Below are 15,128 nucleotides of genomic sequence, written 5' to 3'. Positions count from 1 at the left end.
GCAGGGATGCAAGATGGGCAATAGCGACCCTAGTTCTGTAGTACCGCGTCATGTCGCCATTATCATGGATGGTAATAACCGCTGGGCTCGCCGGCGGTTACTGCCTGGAGTGGCAGGACATAGAGCTGGTGTTGACGCTGTTCGTGCGGCTATAGAAGTCTGCGCGGACGCCGGTGTCGAAGTGCTCACGTTGTTTGCGTTTTCCAGTGAAAACTGGCGGCGCCCGACTGATGAAGTCAGTGCATTGATGGAACTGTTTCTATCAGCGCTTCGACGGGAAGCCAAAAAGCTCGATCAGAACGGCATACGTCTTCGCATCATTGGAGATCGTTCCAGGTTTCATCCTGAACTGCAGCGTGAGATGGAGCAGGCAGAAGCCTTGACTGCTGGTCATACAAGACTGGTACTCCAGGTGGCTGCCAATTATGGTGGTCAGTGGGACATCGCCCAGGCGGCCCAGCGGCTGGCGCAGGCAGTCAAGGAGGGTACGCTTGAGCCTGAGCGGATAACGCCTGAGTTGCTTCAGAACTGCTTGACCACCGCAGGCATGCCTTTACCTGATCTATGTATCCGTACGGGTGGAGAGCACCGCATCAGCAATTTCCTGCTCTGGCAATTGGCTTATGCGGAGCTATATTTTTCCGACTTGTTCTGGCCTGACTTCAAACATGAGGCTATGCGTAAGGCGTTGGCGGATTATGCGACGCGGCAAAGACGCTTTGGAAAGACCAGTGAGCAGATTGAAGCAGAAGTGAGAGCATCATGCTAAAGCAAAGGGTCCTTACCGCTCTGGTGTTGCTGCCCGTAGCGATTGGGGGCTTCTTTGTGCTAGAAGGTGGGATGTTCGCTGCCTTTATCGGAGCAGTGGTTTCCCTGGGTGCTTGGGAGTGGGCTCGGCTTTCCGGGCTCGTCTCTCAGGCGGCTCGTGTAGGTTATGCAGCTGTAATTGCTTTCCTTCTTCTGTTCTGCTGGCAGCTGCCTCAGCTGGCATTGGCTATCCTGCCGATGGCAGTGGCTTGGTGGATTTTTGCTGCCGTGCTCATAATGACCTATCCAGAAAGCGCTCATTATTGGAAGTCAACTTGGCGACGCCTTTTGATTGGTGTGGCTATCCTGGTTCCTGCCTGGCAGGGGTTGATCCTGCTGAAGCAGTGGCCTCTCAATAATTGGCTTATTCTTGGTGTCATGCTACTGGTATGGGTGGCTGACATTGGTGCTTATTTTTCCGGCAAGGCATTTGGCAAGCGCAAGCTTGCTCCTAAGGTAAGTCCAGGTAAAAGCTGGGAGGGCATGATTGGCGGCCTAATAGCCAGTCTTGTGCTGACATTGGGTGTAGGTCTCTATCGCGGATGGGATGCCAATACTCTGATTAAGGCTCTGATCGGTGCTTCGCTGGTTGTCGTTATTTCGGTTGTAGGTGATCTTACGGAAAGCATGTTCAAGCGACAGGTGGGGCTTAAGGACAGTAGCCAGCTTCTACCTGGGCATGGCGGCATCATGGATCGTATTGATAGTCTGACTGCTGCAGTGCCTCTTTACGCAGCGCTTCTCTGGTGGTCGGGCTGGGGTGTTATGTGACTAGTCCTCTAAACATCACCGTACTGGGTGCTACCGGATCGATAGGTCTTAGTACTTTAGATGTCATTGCACGTCATCCTGATCGTTACAGGGCATTTGCGTTAACTGGCTATACCAGGCTCGATGAGCTCGGGGCGCTTTGTATTACTCATGAGCCGAGGTTCGCTGTAGTGCCGGGCGGCGCTCAGGCCGAAGAGCTGGAGCGCAGAATCAAGGCGGCCGGACTCTCGACGCAAGTGCTGGTCGGTGAGGCAGGGCTAAGTGAAGTATCAGCTTATCCTGATGTTGATGCTGTTGTGGCTGCTATCGTTGGCGCGGCAGGTCTTAAGCCTACCCTTGCAGCCGTCAAGGCAGGAAAAAAGGTTCTCCTTGCCAATAAGGAGGCGCTTGTCATGAGCGGCTCCTTATTTATGCAGGCTGTGAAAACATACAATGCAAAGCTGTTACCAATTGATAGTGAGCACAATGCTATTTTTCAATGCCTGCCAATAGGCTATGAAGAGGGACTGGCGGCAAAAGGGGTGCGGCGAATTTTGCTGACGGCGTCAGGCGGGCCTTTCCGTGAAACCTCACTAGACGTATTGCGTGACGTTACGCCTGATCAGGCGTGCGCGCATCCCAACTGGTCGATGGGACGTAAAATTTCAGTAGACTCTGCCACCATGATGAACAAGGGGTTGGAGTTCATTGAGGCCTGCTGGTTGTTCAATGCAAGGCCTGATCAGGTTGAAGTTGTTGTTCATCCTCAAAGTGTTATTCATTCGTTAGTGGACTACATTGACGGTTCGGTTCTTGCGCAGTTGGGCAATCCTGATATGCGTACCCCAATTGCTCATGCTTTGGCGTGGCCTGAGCGAATAGAGTCTGGAGTTAGCCCTCTGGACTTATTTGCAGTAGCACGCCTTGATTTTCAAAAGCCTGATGAGCAGCGCTTTCCTTGCCTCAGATTGGCGAGGGAAGCTATTAGCGCAGGTGGTACCGCGCCTGCCATATTGAACGCTGCGAACGAAGTGGCAGTAGATGCCTTTCTAAACGGCAGGGCGCGCTTTGATGAGATACCGCAGATCATCGAGGCTGTGCTCCAGCAGGAAACAATCTCTGCCGTAACCGATCTTGAATGTGTCATGCAAGCGGATCGCCATGCCAGAGACTTAGCCAATGCCTGGCTTGAGCGCCACAGGCGCTAAGCGCGGAGGAACGCCATGAGTGCACTGTATATGATTCTTGGAACCCTGATTGCATTAGGGGTGTTGGTTACTTTCCATGAGTTTGGGCACTTTTGGGTCGCTCGTCGATGTGGTGTCAAGGTCCTGCGTTTCTCTGTTGGATTTGGTAAGGCGCTATTTCGTTGGCATGATAGGCAGGGAACTGAGTTCGTAGTAGCAGCAATACCGCTTGGCGGTTATGTAAAAATGCTGGATGAGCGAGAAGGGGAGGTTTCTGCTGACCAGCTCGACCAAACGTTCAATCGTAAGTCTGTATATCAGCGTATCGCTATCGTAGCGGCGGGGCCGGTGGCCAATTTCTTATTGGCTATCGTGTTCTTTTGGGCTCTGGCCATGCTTGGAACTCAACAGGTGAAGCCTGTCGTCGGAAAAGTCGATGAAGGTAGTCTTGCTGCGCAAGCAGGCTTGCAGGCAAACGATGAAATTGTCTCGGTTGATGGGAAGGCCGTTTCCGGATGGGGTGAGGTCAATCTCAAGCTGGTTCGCCGTCTCGGTGAAACGGGTACGTTGGTCGTGGAAACTCGCGAGTCTGGTAACAGTCAGCAAGAAGTGCATTCCATTCGGCTTGATGGTTGGCTCAAGGACTCTGATAGCCCGGACCCTATTGGATCTCTCGGCATACATCCATGGCGTCCGGCACTGCTACCTGTTGTGGCTGAACTAGATCCTGAAGGGCCTGCCTCCAGAGCAGGTATTCAGTCTGGTGATCGTATTGTTTCGGTTGATGGTTCATCGGTTAACGACTGGCAAGAGGTGGTCGATTATGTTCGTGCCCACCCGAATCAAACAGTAAACCTAGTGCTTAATCGTTCCGGAATTGAGCGCTCTGTCCCAGTTATGCTTTCTAGTAAAGGTGATGCAAAAAGTGCCTCTGGCTACTTGGGCGCTGGTGTCAAGGGCGTGGAATGGCCCTCTGAAATGCTTCGGGAGGTCAGCTATGGCCCGCTGGAGGCCGTAGGTCAGGGACTTTTGCGTACTTGGACCATGAGTTTGCTGACGCTCGACTCGCTTAAGAAAATGTTGCTTGGGGAACTCTCGGTAAAAAACTTGAGTGGGCCGATAACCATTGCTAAAGTGGCGGGCGCTTCTGCCCAGTCAGGTGTCAGTGACTTCTTAAACTTCCTGGCCTACCTGAGCATAAGCCTTGGGGTTTTAAACCTGCTTCCTGTGCCGGTACTGGACGGTGGACATTTGTTGTTCTACTTCGTCGAGTGGGCAAGAGGGAAACCTGTATCCGAGCGCATTCAGGCGTGGGGTATGCAGATTGGTATAAGCCTAATTGTTGGTGTCATGTTACTGGCTCTGGTCAATGACCTGGGGCGTCTGTAACTCGCCGCTGAACGCTTAGTCTGCCGTATAAGCGGTAGGCTATTTATTTGTCAGTTGGAATAAAAAAGGGACTCATGAAACGCTTGCTGCTACCTGCGGTAATAGCCGCGCTGATGATCGGCGAGGTTCACGCCGAGTCCTTCACCATCTCCGATATTCGTGTAAACGGTTTGCAGAGGGTTTCTGCCGGAAGCGTTTTCGGTGCATTACCTCTTAACGTAGGCGATGCTGTAGATGATCGTCGCCTTTCCGATGCGACTCGCTCCCTGTTCCGTACGGGTTTTTTCCAAGATATTCAATTAGGGCGTGACGGTAACGTCCTGGTTGTGAGCGTAGTTGAGCGCCCCTCGATTTCAAGCATCACTATTGAGGGCAACAAGGCGATCTCAGAAGACGACCTTAAAAAAGGTCTTCAACAATCGGGTTTGGCTGAAGGTGAAATTTTCCAGCAGGCAACGCTGGAAGGTGTGCGCAATGAGCTGCTTCGTCAGTATGTTGCTCAAGGCCGCTATTCTGCCAATATCGAAACCGAGGTTATTCCGCAGCCACGTAACCGCGTTCAGTTGAAAATCAAAATCAACGAAGGTGAAGTGGCAACGATCTCTCAGGTTAATATTGTCGGAAATCATGTGTTTCCAGAGCAGGATCTAATTGATCTGTTCGAATTGAAGAAAAGCCATCTGCTTTCTTTCTTCAAAAACGACGATAAATATTCCCGTGAAAAACTTTCTGGCGATCTTGAGCGCTTGCGCTCCTATTACCTTGATCGTGGTTATATCAATATGGATATCACCTCGACTCAGGTATCGATTACGCCTGATAAGAAACACGTCTATATTACGGTCAACGTCAACGAAGGTGAAAAATACACCGTTCGGGATGTAAAACTTTCAGGTGACCTGAAAGTGCCGGAAGAAGAAATTCGCAAGCTGATGTTGGTACAGCCCGGACAGGTGTTCTCTCGAAAGGTGATGACTGGCACCTCAGATCTGATCACCCGCCGCCTCGGGAATGAAGGCTATACGTTCGCTAATGTGAACGGTGTACCGGAACCACATGATGATGACCATACGGTTTCGTTGACCTTTGTAGTCGATCCCGGCAAGCGTGCCTATGTAAATCGTATCAATTTCCGTGGCAATACCAAGACGGAAGATGAAGTCCTCCGCCGCGAAATGCGCCAGATGGAAGGTGGCTGGGCCTCCACTTACCTGATTGATCAGTCCAAAACCCGTTTGGAACGTCTGGGCTATTTCAAGGAAGTCAATGTCGAGACGCCGCAGGTTCCTGGCACTGACGATCAGGTCGACGTGAATTACTCTGTGGAAGAGCAACCGTCTGGTTCTATTACCGCAAGTGTTGGCTTTGCTCAAAGTGCGGGTTTAATCCTGGGTGGATCTATCAGCCAGAGCAACTTCTTAGGTACTGGGAACCGGGTTAGCGTAGGCCTAACGCGAAGTGAATATCAGACTCGATATAACTTCAGTTTTACTGATCCTTACTGGACCGATGATGGCGTAAGCCTTGGTTATAACGCTTTCTACCGCTCAACTGACTATGATGATCTGGATGTTGATATTTCCAGTTATTCCATCAATAGCCTCGGTTTTGGGGTAAATTTTGGCTATCCGATTAGTGAAACGTCTCGACTGAACTTTGGGCTTGGCGTTCAGCGTGATGAGCTTGACCCCAACAATTACACTGTTGATGAAGTTTATAAGTTTATTGAGCAAGAAGGCGATAACTTTACTAACTTTAAGGCGTCAATCGGCTGGTCAGAGTCAACCCTAAATAAAGGCGTGCTGGCTACTCGAGGGCACTCGCAAAGTCTTTCTCTGGAAACAACAATTCCGGGGAGCGATCTGAGCTATTACAAAGTTGACTATCGTGGTCAGATTTTTGCTGGGTTAACGCAGAATACTGCACTTCGCTTCCATACCGAGCTGGGATATGGCGATGGTTATGGTTCAACCAGCGGCTTGCCATTTTATGAAAATTACTATGCTGGTGGTTTTAATTCAGTTCGTGGTTTTGAAGATAGCAGCCTTGGTCCGAGGAGTACTCCTGCTTCTGGAAGATATAAGGCTCAAGGTCAAGAGACCGATACCGATCAAGATCCTGAACCATTTGGCGGTAATGTGTTGATCACAGGCGGGGCCGAATATCTGTTCCCCTTGCCCTTCGTGAAAGATCAGCGTCAGCTGCGAACAGTGCTGTTCTGGGATGTGGGTAGTGTCTTCGACACCAAGTGCCGCTTGGTCGACAAGGATAGCGCCAGCTGTAACAAGGTCAGCTTTTCCAATATGGCAAGCTCCGTGGGTGTTGGCTTGACTTGGGTAACTGCGTTGGGTCCGTTAAGCTTCAGTCTGGGTATGCCCGTCAAGAAGCCTGATAATGCCGATACGCAGGTATTCCAGTTCTCGCTGGGCCAGACGTTCTAATTGATCTAACTCTATATCGCGTTTAAACGCAGGAGTGCATTGTGCGTAAGTTCTTCCGTTTCGCCTTGATCGCCGCCGCTGTTGTTGCCACCCCGGCTTTTGCCGAGATGAAGATTGCGGTGCTCAATTATCAAATGGCACTCCTGGAGTCGGATGCGGCAAAAAAATACGCTGTAGACGCTGAGAAAAAGTTCGGCCCACAGCTTAACAAGCTGAAGGCACTGGAAGGTGATGCGAAGAATATTCAAAGTCGCCTTGCTGCTGGGGGCGATAAAATGAAGGATTCTGAACGTGACCGTCTTGAATCGGACTTCAAGCAGAAAGCGCGTGACTTCCAGTTTCAGTCAAAAGAGCTGAACGAAGCCAAGGCCGCAGCTGATCGCGATATGTTGAAGCAGCTCAAACCGAAGCTGGATAAAGCGGTGGAGGAAGTATTGAAGAAGGGCAACTACGACATCGTCATCGAGCGTGGCGCTGTGGTTGACGCCAAGCCTCAATATGATATTACACGTGATGTCATCGAGCGGATGAACCAGAACCGCTAATGATGACCTCTACCACTTACACTCTAAGGCAGCTGGCAGAGCGCCTTGGAGCTGAGCTCCGGGGAAACCCGGAGCTTCTCATTTCTGGTCTTGCGACATTGCAGGATGCCCAGCCCGAGCAGTTGAGTTTCCTTGCCAATGCCCAGTACAAGAAATACTTGGCTGACACCAAAGCGGGTGCTGTGATCTTGCATCCGACTGAAGTGGAGGGATTTTCAGGCAATTGCCTGGTAATCGCCAATCCTTACCTTGCCTATGCGCAGCTTTCCCATCTGTTTGATCGAAAACCTCTGCCGAAAGCTGGTATTCATCCTTCTGCACTGGTCGCTGAGGACGCTTTTGTAGATCCTACGGCAAGTGTCGGTGCGTATGCAGTTATCGAGTCAGGTGTATCGATAGGTGCAGGTGTTGTCATTGGAGCGCATTGCTTCATCGGTGCTCGTAGTCAGATCGGCGAAAACGGATGGCTTGCACCGCGAGTTACGCTGTATCACGACGTTCGAGTTGGGAAGCGAGTGGTTATCCAGTCAGGCGCCGTTATCGGCGGCGAGGGATTTGGTTTTGCGAACCATCAGGGGCAATGGAAAAAAATTGCTCAGCTGGGTGGTGTCAGTATTGGCGATGATGTCGAGATTGGCGCCAATACTACTATCGATCGAGGCGCGCTGGCCGACACGATCATCAGTAATGGCGTTAAGCTCGACAACCAGATAATGATTGCTCACAACGTACAAATTGGTGAGCACACAGCGATGGCGGCTTGCGTAGGGATCTCGGGCAGTACCAAGATCGGACGCCATTGCACAATTGCCGGCGGTGTCGGCATGGTTGGACATATTGAGGTCTGCGATAACGTTTTCGTTACTGGCATGACCATGGTTACCCGCTCGATTACCGAGCCAGGCGCTTATTCTTCCGGCACGGCAATGCAGCCTGCTGCCGAATGGAGAAAAAGTGCGGCTCGTATCCGTCACCTGGATGATATGGCTCGGCGTCTGCAGCTTCTCGAAAAAACAGTAGCTGCCGTGACCTTACAGGATGACGCTGCTTCTGATGCAGAGTAACGCATCGGGCGTTTCCTTTTTTTTGAACAGGCCTCTCCAGATATGATGGACATTAACGAGATTCGCGAATACTTGCCTCACCGCTACCCGTTCCTGTTGGTGGACCGGGTAGTGGAGCTGGACATTGAAGGCAAGCGTATTCGTGCCTACAAAAATGTCAGCATCAACGAACCCTTTTTTAATGGTCATTTCCCTCAGCATCCCATTATGCCGGGTGTTTTGATTATCGAAGCAATGGCGCAAGCGGCAGGGATTCTTGGTTTCAAGATGATGAATTCTTCTCCGGCAGAGGGAACCCTGTATTACTTTGTCGGCTCGGATAACATGCGCTTTCGTCAGCCTGTTTTGCCGGGCGATCAGTTGCAGCTGGAAGCTCGTTTCATTAGTTGCAAGCGCGGCATTTGGAAGTTCGAATGCCAAGCAACAGTTGACGAGAAAGCGGTATGCTCTGCTGAAATTATCTGTGCGGAACGCAAGCTATGAGTTTGATCGACCCTAGGGCGATCATTGAGCCAGGCGCCAAACTGGCTGACGACGTCAAGGTTGGGCCTTGGTCCATCGTAGGCGCCGATGTTGAAGTGGGTGAGGGCACGGTCATAGGCCCGCACGTTATACTGCATGGACCAACGGTCATCGGTAAGCACAACCGCATCTACCAGTTTTCTACAATTGGAGAGGACACCCCAGACCTCAAGTACAAGGGTGAACCTACTCGCCTTGTTATTGGTGACCATAATGTCATTCGCGAGGGTGTCACGATCCATCGGGGGACCGTTCAGGACCGTAGCGAGACCACTATTGGTGACCATAACCTGCTGATGGCATATGTCCACATCGGGCATGATAGTGTGATAGGCAATAACTGCATTCTGGTCAATAACACGGCGTTGGCAGGGCATGTCCATGTGGATGATTGGGCAATTTTGTCCGGTTACACACTGGTACATCAATTCTGCCGTATCGGTGCACACAGCTTTTCAGGTATGGGCACTGCCATCGGTAAGGATGTGCCTGCCTACGTAACGGTCTTTGGCAACCCGGCCGAAGCGCGCAGCATGAATTTTGAAGGCTTGCGCCGCCGTGGTTTTTCCAGTGAAGCGATTCATGCCCTCCGTCGTGCTTACAAGGTTGTCTACCGCCAAGGTTTGACGGTTGACGAAGCATTGAAGGAATTGGAGCAGGTTGCTCTTGAGTTTCCCGAAGTTGCAGTATTCAGGGACTCTATAGTCAGCTCCACACGCGGCATAACACGTTAATCCTTTCAAGGCCGCAGATGCGGCCTTCAGTTTATATTGGCGCTATTAAAGAGCTGGGTATGTCTGCCTTGAATCGACCCTTGCGAATCGCTCTCGTTGCCGGTGAGGCTTCTGGGGATATTTTAGGCTCAGGCCTTATGAGAGCGCTTAAAGCACGGCATTCGGCTGTCGAGTTCATTGGTGTTGGCGGTCCGCGCATGGAGGCAGAGGGCATGAGCTCGGCCTTTCCCATGGAGCGACTCTCCGTAATGGGGCTGGTAGAAGTGCTAGGCCGGCTTCGAGAGCTTTTGCGGCGTCGAAAAGAGCTTATCCAGACACTCATACAGGCCCGTCCCGATGTCTTTATTGGCATTGATGCGCCAGATTTCGTACTTGAAATGGAGCAGCAGCTTCGTGCCGCAGGGATACCGACTGTTCATTATGTCAGTCCCTCTGTCTGGGCATGGCGGCAAAAGCGTGTTCTTAAGATTCGTGAGGCCTGCGATCTCATGTTGACGTTGTTTCCTTTTGAAGCCCGTTTCTATGAGGAAAAGCAGGTTCCCGTACGTTTTGTTGGCCACCCGCTGGCCGATACCATTCCGCTTGATCCTGATCGCACGCTTGCCCGCAAAGTTTTGGGCTTACCGCCAGATGGGCCTGTCGTTGCTTTGCTCCCAGGAAGTCGTGGTGGTGAAGTTTCACGGCTGGGTGCTCTTTTTTTCGATGCAGCAGAACGGTTGAGTGCGTTAAGGCCTGATATTCAATTTGTATTGCCTTGTGCCAATGAGCATCGGCGTAAGCAGATAGAGTCTTTACTAGAAGGCCGCTCTGTTCGTGTGATGTTGACTCAGGGGCAGTCACATGAAGTGCTGGCCAGCTGTAATGCTGTGCTTATTGCTTCAGGAACGGCCACGTTGGAAGCAATGCTATTTAAACGTCCAATGGTGGTTGCCTATAAGGTCGCCCCATTGACGTACTGCATCTTGAAAAGGATGGTAAGGAGTCCTTATATCTCTTTACCGAACTTGCTGGCAGGCAAGCCTCTTGTTCCTGAGTTGATTCAGGACGATGCCACGGCAGAAAAATTGGTAAACGCGATATTGCCTCTTTTGGACGATCCTTCTATGCAAACGGAAGGATTTGAGGCTATTCATCATGCATTACGTCAGGACGCGTCACGACAAGCCGCAGATGCAGTACTGACGCTTATTGGGGCTAATTGATGCAATTGGGGTTGGATTTCACATTGGTGCAGGAACTGGTCGCAGGTGTCGATGAAGTAGGACGAGGTCCCCTATGTGGGCCTGTCGTTACCGCTGCTGTGATCCTGGACCCAGCACGTCCTATCCATGGGCTCAACGACTCTAAAAAGCTTACCAAGGCGCGCCGCGAGGCGTTGTTTGAAGAAATTCATGAAAAGGCATTGGCATGCTGTATCGCTCGCGCCGATGTTCATGAAATTGATGAGATCAATATTCTTCATGCAACCATGCTAGCAATGAAGCGAGCAGTTGAAGGGCTGGCTGTTTTACCCAAGCTGGCCTTGATCGATGGTAATCGCTGTCCCGTACTGTCGATTCCAAGTGCTGCGGTAATCAAGGGTGACAGTCAGGTGCCTGCTATCGCAGCAGCGTCTATATTGGCTAAGGTCTCTCGAGATCGGGAAATGGCAGAAATGGATCTGCTTTATCCAGGATATGGCTTGGCAGGTCACAAGGGGTATCCCACAGCTGAGCATCTTGATGCGCTCAAACGGCTTGGCCCCACGCCTATACATCGACGCTCATTCGCGCCCGTGCGGGATGCTTTTGCTGCATTGGAAGTCAGCGTGAAGCAAGTTACAGCGGCTATGGCGCTCTAATCGAAGATTAAGAAAAAGCGAGCCGACGGACGGCGGCGCCTGTGTTTTCTAGGCTGAACAGTGTTGGCGCGTTCATTTGCCTGAGCATGCATATCTGCTCATTCCTATCAAGCTTCTAGCTTGTCCTCCCGGTTAGTACAATTCCGGTTCGTTTTTGCATGATTGTCGGGGTTCCCATGACCGTATCCTTTGTTCACTTGCGTTTGCATACTGAATATTCGCTGGTTGATGGTCTGGTCAGGGTAAAGCCCTTGGTCAAGTCGGTAGCGGGGGCAGGCATGCCTGCTGTAGCTGTGACAGACCAGAATAATTTGTGCTCGCTGGTAAAGTTTTACAAGGCTGCTATGGGGGCCGGTATCAAGCCCATCTGTGGCGCCGACCTGTGGCTGGCCAATCCTGATGAGGAAGGGCCGCTTACCCGCCTGACCTTGCTGGTCATGAACAAGCAAGGCTATAGAAATCTGACTGAGCTGGTTTCGCGCGGTTATCAGGAAGGACAGCACGAAGGCCAGATCATTGTCCAACGTGAGTGGGTCAAGGCGGCTGCCGACGGCTTGATTGCGCTTTCCGGCTCTAAAGAGGGTGAGGTGGGGCTGGCCTTGCTAGCCGGTGACAATCTACGCGCCGAGCGGTTGTTAGGTGAATGGCTGGATGTCTTTGGTGATCGTTTTTACCTGGAGGTGCAGCGCACCCAGCGCGTCAATGATGAAGAGCATCTTCACGCCGCGGTTGCCTTGGCGGATCGTTGCAACGTACCGCTTGTAGCAACCAACGATGTTCGTTTTATCAAGCAGGACGACTTCGAGGCTCATGAAACGCGGGTCTGCATTGGTGAGGGGCGGGTACTCGATGATCCGTTGCGTCCTCGTACCTATAGCGATCAACAGTACCTCAAGTCTCCTGAGGAGATGTGGGAGCTGTTTAGTGATCTGCCAGAGGCCTTGGAAAATACGGTCGAAATCGCCAAGCGCTGCAACATTGAAGTGCAGCTTGGCAAATATTTCTTGCCTAATTTCCCCATTCCCGAAGGCATGACCATTGACGATTACCTGCGAAAGGTATCGTTTGACGGATTGGAAGAGCGCCTAGCGGTACTCCTGCCTAAGGAAACGCCGGATTACGAGGCCAAGCGGCAAGTCTATGTGGATCGCTTAAACTTCGAGCTGAATATCATTATTCAGATGGGGTTTCCCGGCTACTTCCTCATCGTAATGGACTTCATTCAGTGGGCGAAGAACAATGGCGTCCCGGTGGGACCGGGTCGTGGATCAGGTGCTGGCTCGCTGGTAGCGTATGTGCTGAAAATTACGGATCTGGATCCACTAGCCTATGATCTGCTGTTCGAGCGCTTCCTTAACCCTGAACGTATTTCCATGCCTGACTTCGATGTCGATTTCTGCATGGACGGTCGTGACCGCGTAATTGATTATGTTGCGGGCGCCTATGGGCGTAACGCGGTCAGTCAGATCATTACTTTTGGCACCATGGCCGCAAAGGCGGTGGTTCGTGACGTTGCCCGTGTGCAGGGTAAGTCTTACGGTCTGGCCGATAGATTGTCCAAGATGATCCCCTTCGAAGTAGGTATGACGCTTCAGAAAGCCTATGAGCAGGAGGAGATGCTTCGTGACTTCCTCAAGGTCGACGAAGAGGCCCAGGAAATCTGGGACATGGCGCTCAAGCTGGAGGGTATTACTCGGGGAACCGGTAAGCATGCGGGTGGTGTGGTAATCGCACCTACCAAACTGACAGACTTCTCTCCCGTTTCTTGCGATGAGGACGGTAACGGACTGGTTACCCAGTTCGATAAAGACGATGTAGAGCAGGCGGGCCTGGTGAAGTTCGACTTCCTGGGTTTGCGAACATTGACCATCATCAAATGGGCAATGGAAACGATCAATCGGGAGCACGCTGCAAAAGGGCTCGATCCGGTTAACATCGACTTTATCCCGCTAGATGACAAGAAGACCTACGATCTCTTGCAGAAGGCGGAGACGACGGCCGTGTTCCAGCTGGAATCCCGCGGCATGAAAGAGCTGATCAAAAAGCTCAAGCCCGACTGTCTGGAAGACCTGATTGCATTGGTGGCCTTGTTCCGTCCGGGGCCGCTGCAGTCAGGCATGGTAGATGACTTCATCAACCGAAAGCACGGCCGTGCCGAGTTGGCCTATCCCCATCCCGATTATCAGTATGAAGGGCTCAAGCCTGTCCTGGCTCCCACCTATGGCATCATCCTGTATCAAGAGCAGGTTATGCAGATTGCCCAAGTTATGGGGGGCTATACCCTGGGTCAGGCCGACATGCTGCGTCGCGCCATGGGTAAGAAAAAGCCGGAGGAAATGGCCAAGCAGCGGGGCGGCTTTATTGAAGGTTGTGCCAATAATGGCATCGATGCTGAGCTTGCCGGTAACATCTTTGATCTGGTAGAAAAATTTGCGGGTTATGGCTTCAACAAGTCCCACTCGGCTGCCTATGGTCTGGTGTCCTATCAAACTGCCTGGTTGAAAGCGCATTTCCCTGCGCCGTTCATGGCTGCGGTGTTGTCAGCGGATATGCACAACACCGACAAGGTGGTAATCCTCATTGAGGAATGCCGCCATATGAAACTGCGGATCGATGCGCCGGATGTGAACATTTCTGATTTCAAGTTCACTGTAAATGAAGGTGGACGCATCGTTTACGGTCTTGGTGCTATCAAGGGGGTTGGTGAGGGTCCGGTAGAGGCGATTGTAGAAGCGCGCCAGGAGGGGCCTTTCAAGGATCTGTTCGATTTCTGCGACCGTGTCGATCTCAAGCGCATCAACAAACGTACCCTTGAAGCGCTTATTCGCTCGGGAGCGCTGGATCGCCTGGGGCCGCATTATCATGACGAGCTCAAGGCCTACCAGGCGACTATCGATCAGAATCGCTCAGTGCTGCTGGCCGCAATGGAAGAGGCGATTGCGGCAGCCGAGCAAACGGCACGGAGCAATAACAGTGGGCATATGGATTTATTCGGGGGTGTATTTGCCGAGCCGGAAGCCGATGTATACGTTAATCATTACAAGGCACGAGCGCTGACGCTCAAGGAGCGTCTGAGGGGAGAAAAGGAAACCCTCGGCCTGTACCTGACGGGGCATCCGATCGATGAGTATGAGGGTGAAGTACGGCGACTGGCTCGCCAGCGCATTGTGGACCTCAAGCCCTCTCGTGAAACCCAGACGGTTGCCGGCCTTATCGTTAATCTGCGTGTGATGAAAAACAAGCGCGGCGATAAGATGGGGTTTGTTACACTGGATGATCGCTCGGGCCGGATTGAGGCTTCGCTGTTTGCCGAAGCATTTCATGCAGCTCAGTCCTTGTTGCAGACTGACGCCTTGGTCATTGTTGAGGGCGAAGTCAGCCAGGATGATTTCTCGGGCGGCTTGAGACTGCGCGCCAAGCGCGTGCTGGGCCTGGAAGAGGCTCGCACCGCATTGGCTGAAAGTCTGCGCATCTCGGTTGCAAGCGACGCATTGAAAGGCGACCGTCTTCGGTGGTTGGCCGACCTCTGTACCAAGCATCGGGGCGCTTGCCCGGTTACGCTGGATTATCGAAGCCAGGATGCCAGGGCCCTGCTGCAATTTGGCGAGCAGTGGAGAATCGATCCTGGTGATGGCCTGATACAGGCACTACGTGACCAGTTTGGAAGAGAAAACGTCTTCCTGAACTACCGTTGATCCGAGCGGCGCAAGTGCCGCTCATTCGACCAAACCATGCCAATGGCCTCAAGGGTTGAGGCGGCGATCTCGATAATTGATCTGCCGGCCTCGACCTGATCCGCCTGATCTTTTAAGGTAGGCGACCCGGCCGCTGGCTCAAGATTGCAAGACG

Annotated in this window: 12 protein-coding genes; all 12 read left to right on the top strand. The window is 52.1% G+C overall.

Going from position 1 to position 15,128, the window contains the following annotated elements; genetic code table 11:
• The first annotated feature begins 13 nt into the window (after positions 1-13).
• Positions 14-769 carry a polyprenyl diphosphate synthase gene (uppS, locus tag QWJ10_RS01280; protein ID WP_010797381.1) on the top strand — a complete coding sequence of 252 codons (756 nt, stop codon included), beginning with the start codon at positions 14-16 and terminating at the stop codon, positions 767-769.
• Entirely contained in the window at positions 763-1,578 is an 816-nt protein-coding gene (locus QWJ10_RS01275; RefSeq protein ID WP_289923744.1) for a phosphatidate cytidylyltransferase, read from the top strand. Before uppS ends, QWJ10_RS01275 begins: the two co-directional genes overlap by 7 nt.
• Complete coding sequence (gene ispC, locus QWJ10_RS01270; RefSeq protein ID WP_289923742.1) at positions 1,575-2,765, top strand: 1-deoxy-D-xylulose-5-phosphate reductoisomerase; 1,191 nt, start codon at positions 1,575-1,577, stop codon at positions 2,763-2,765. The genes QWJ10_RS01275 and ispC overlap by 4 nt, the downstream gene beginning before the upstream one ends.
• 15 nt (positions 2,766-2,780) lie before the next feature.
• On the top strand, positions 2,781-4,133 hold the full coding sequence (rseP, locus tag QWJ10_RS01265; RefSeq protein ID WP_019364439.1) for a sigma E protease regulator RseP: 1,353 nt from the start codon (positions 2,781-2,783) through the stop codon (positions 4,131-4,133).
• A 74-nt stretch (positions 4,134-4,207) separates the two neighbouring features.
• Entirely contained in the window at positions 4,208-6,574 is a 2,367-nt protein-coding gene (gene bamA, locus QWJ10_RS01260; protein ID WP_019364440.1) for an outer membrane protein assembly factor BamA, read from the top strand.
• A 41-nt stretch (positions 6,575-6,615) separates the two neighbouring features.
• Entirely contained in the window at positions 6,616-7,119 is a 504-nt protein-coding gene (locus QWJ10_RS01255) for an OmpH family outer membrane protein (protein WP_074828089.1), read from the top strand.
• Positions 7,119-8,183 (top strand): UDP-3-O-(3-hydroxymyristoyl)glucosamine N-acyltransferase, encoded by a 1,065-nt coding sequence (gene lpxD / locus QWJ10_RS01250; protein WP_019364442.1) that lies wholly within the window; start codon positions 7,119-7,121, stop codon positions 8,181-8,183. Before QWJ10_RS01255 ends, lpxD begins: the two co-directional genes overlap by 1 nt.
• 42 nt (positions 8,184-8,225) lie before the next feature.
• Entirely contained in the window at positions 8,226-8,666 is a 441-nt protein-coding gene (gene fabZ / locus QWJ10_RS01245; RefSeq protein WP_010797388.1) for a 3-hydroxyacyl-ACP dehydratase FabZ, read from the top strand.
• Positions 8,663-9,439, top strand: a complete 777-nt coding sequence (lpxA, locus tag QWJ10_RS01240; RefSeq protein WP_010797389.1) for an acyl-ACP--UDP-N-acetylglucosamine O-acyltransferase — start codon at positions 8,663-8,665, stop codon at positions 9,437-9,439. Before fabZ ends, lpxA begins: the two co-directional genes overlap by 4 nt.
• A 68-nt stretch (positions 9,440-9,507) precedes the next feature.
• Positions 9,508-10,641, top strand: coding sequence for a lipid-A-disaccharide synthase (lpxB, locus tag QWJ10_RS01235; RefSeq protein ID WP_085985619.1), 1,134 nt, complete (start codon positions 9,508-9,510; stop codon positions 10,639-10,641).
• A complete protein-coding gene (rnhB, locus tag QWJ10_RS01230; protein WP_019364445.1) occupies positions 10,641-11,279 on the top strand; it encodes a ribonuclease HII in 639 nt (212 codons plus the stop codon). The genes lpxB and rnhB overlap by 1 nt, the downstream gene beginning before the upstream one ends.
• 176 nt (positions 11,280-11,455) lie before the next feature.
• Entirely contained in the window at positions 11,456-14,974 is a 3,519-nt protein-coding gene (gene dnaE, locus QWJ10_RS01225; RefSeq protein ID WP_019364446.1) for a DNA polymerase III subunit alpha, read from the top strand.
• Positions 14,975-15,128: the final 154 nt, after the last annotated feature.

The organism is Pseudomonas sp. WAC2 (genome assembly GCF_030403525.1).
Classification (GTDB): Bacteria; Pseudomonadota; Gammaproteobacteria; order Pseudomonadales; family Pseudomonadaceae; genus Chryseomonas; species Chryseomonas luteola.
The sequence above is the reverse complement of the archived record's forward strand: the minus strand, read 5'-3'. Positions and strand labels throughout refer to the sequence as shown.